3 protein-coding genes are annotated in these 2218 nt (G+C 30.2%); all 3 read right to left on the bottom strand.

Annotated elements, in window-relative coordinates; all coding sequences use genetic code 11:
* Positions 1-256: 256 nt before the first annotated feature.
* Positions 257-1141: a hypothetical protein gene (locus AABL85_RS17350; protein WP_341311019.1), complete on the bottom strand. Its 885-nt coding sequence runs from the start codon at positions 1139-1141 to the stop codon at positions 257-259.
* 306 nt (positions 1142-1447) lie between these two features.
* Positions 1448-1765, bottom strand: coding sequence for a hypothetical protein (locus AABL85_RS17345; RefSeq protein ID WP_341311018.1), 318 nt, complete (start codon positions 1763-1765; stop codon positions 1448-1450).
* Positions 1766-2003: 238 nt separating this feature from the next.
* A partial coding sequence (locus tag AABL85_RS17340) for an OmpA family protein (protein ID WP_341311017.1) occupies positions 2004-2218 on the bottom strand: 215 nt, incomplete at its 5' end.

Here is a 2218-nt window from a genome sequence, read left to right as displayed (position 1 = left end):
TCAGAATTGGAAGCCTGACTAGGGAGCGAGTCATCAAATAACAGATTTTGATAACAGTGCAATATTACTACTTTTCCAGTAAATACAAGCAATTGAACGCATTTTTTTTCAAAAAAAACATCACTTATATAAAACACTTATAACGAATGTTTTAAAAACAAAAAAGAGCTTTAACCCATAGGCTAAAGCTCTTTTTTATGTGACAAGATTCCCTTTTCACTATTTATTTAGGCTTAAAACATCAAATACATGCTTATTATGATGTAAATCCTAACTGTATTAAACTATCTTGTTGAACTAATTCTCCACTACTCTTATACACACTAGTAGTATCTGTAGCCTTGTCTAATACTTCGTAGAAGTCAAGTTTACCTTCTTTGTAAAAATAAAAGTATTCATCCTCTTCTCCGATACAAGTCTTATCTGTCAATACACCGTCTTGATAAGTTAAAGAACATCTATACCCTTTCTCTATAAAGAACTCTTCTGTTAACACCCCTTTATTATTAAAAAACTGTGTACGCTCATTTAAGATGTCTTTTATCTTCTGTATATTTCCATTTCGATAGTAAACTTTATGAGATTGATTAATATTGTCCTCTATACTCTCTAAAGATTCATCATCATAATAACTATAAAAAACAGTGTTATAATCTAATTCTAAATCAAAATAGATGACTTGTTTACTCACTAATTTACCTAACTCAAATCCTTCTACAGTAAAGATTCTATCTTCTAAAGAAAATCTAGAGGTAACTACATCTTCTTCTTTTACAGAACCTTCGACAGCTACACCTTTTACAAAAGTTAAATCGAAAACACTTCCATTTGCCTTACTTTTAAGTTCACATTCTCCATCTAGCAAACCAAATTCTCCTACACAGAACTCTCCATGAAAAAAACTATTATCAATAATATATCCTCCTTTATCTAAAACTATTTGTTCTGTTTGGATTGCTTTTTCGTAATAGTCACAAAGTTCCTGTTGAGTATAGTTTTTACACTCTTCTGAATGAAGTCTTTGGTAGAGATCATAGTTAATTAAACGTTGAACTATAATTTCTGCCCCACAGTACACTTCATCTATATCGAAGAAGTATGACTGATCTAAAGTTATATATTTTTGTAAATTTTTATTCATATTGATAATAAAACAATAAAATTAACAAATTGTTTTATGTCGTCTTTTTTTGATTTACTCACCTTCTTTTCTATACTCCTTATCAATTCATAGGCAAAAAAGCAGAACAAAGACGAATAATATATTAACAAAACTAAAACATTTTATTCAATAAATAATATTTAAACATGATAATTATCAAAAAATACGATTATTTTTTTTACCTACTCTTCTTATTTTAATTCTACTCGAATATTTATTCCTATCTTTTAACAGAGTATATCCTATTTTTTATAGATTATATCCCCTTTATTTAACCTAGTTTCACTAGTTCTTTTTACCTCCATTCACCTTCTTATCTAGTCTATTCCACATAGCAAAAAGAAGAACTACTAAAATAGCATAACTCGTTAACCAAGAAAGAACAGGAGACTGAAGAAAGAAATAAAACAATACTGCGATTAAAAATACTAAAGGATATAACATCACCAATACACAGAATGTTTTAGAAACAATACTATTCCAATAATACATCCCTTTTAGTTCTTTTGGCCTTGGCAAAGCCAAAGACATCAGAGAAGGAACGAACATCACTAAACTCCCTAAAAACACAAGACTAACTATAACCCACAATACAATTTCCATACAAACAGTCCTTTTATGACACAAACTTACAAGAACAAGATGGATGATACCAATTCTCTAAGGTAAATTATTTAGTTATTTCTATTACAAGGGGATTCTACTAAAATAAAAAAGCTCCCTTTACAGGGAGCTTTTAGGCTAATACTGTTGTTTTAGATCCAACAGTGGGGATCGGTCGAAAAAAAAATGTTTTGTTGTTGAACATTATTAATAATAGTTATCATAGACAAGAGCTTACTTAAAGCTCAATAACGATAAACTCGCTACGTCTGTTTAATTGATGTTCCTCTACCCTGCATGGTACTCCATTGCTACATTTATTCTGTAACTGAGTTTCTCCATATCCTTCTCCTGTAATTCTACTTCTCTCAATGCCTTGATTCACCATCCACTCTACTGTAGACTTCGCTCTGCGATCTGATAACTTAAGATTGTAGTCATCATTTCCTCTAC

This window comes from Myroides odoratimimus (assembly GCF_038039805.1).
Taxonomy (GTDB): domain Bacteria; phylum Bacteroidota; class Bacteroidia; order Flavobacteriales; family Flavobacteriaceae; genus Flavobacterium; species Flavobacterium odoratimimum_B.
This window is presented reverse-complemented; position numbering and strand designations above follow the sequence as displayed.

Excerpts from the sequence above, each read along its gene's own strand:
- AABL85_RS17345 (WP_341311018.1), bottom strand. The coding sequence starts at position 1,765 with ATGGAAATTGTATTGTGGGTTATAGTTAGTCTTGTGTTTTTAGGGAGT.
- AABL85_RS17350 (WP_341311019.1), bottom strand. The coding sequence starts at position 1,141 with ATGAATAAAAATTTACAAAAATATATAACTTTAGATCAGTCATACTTC.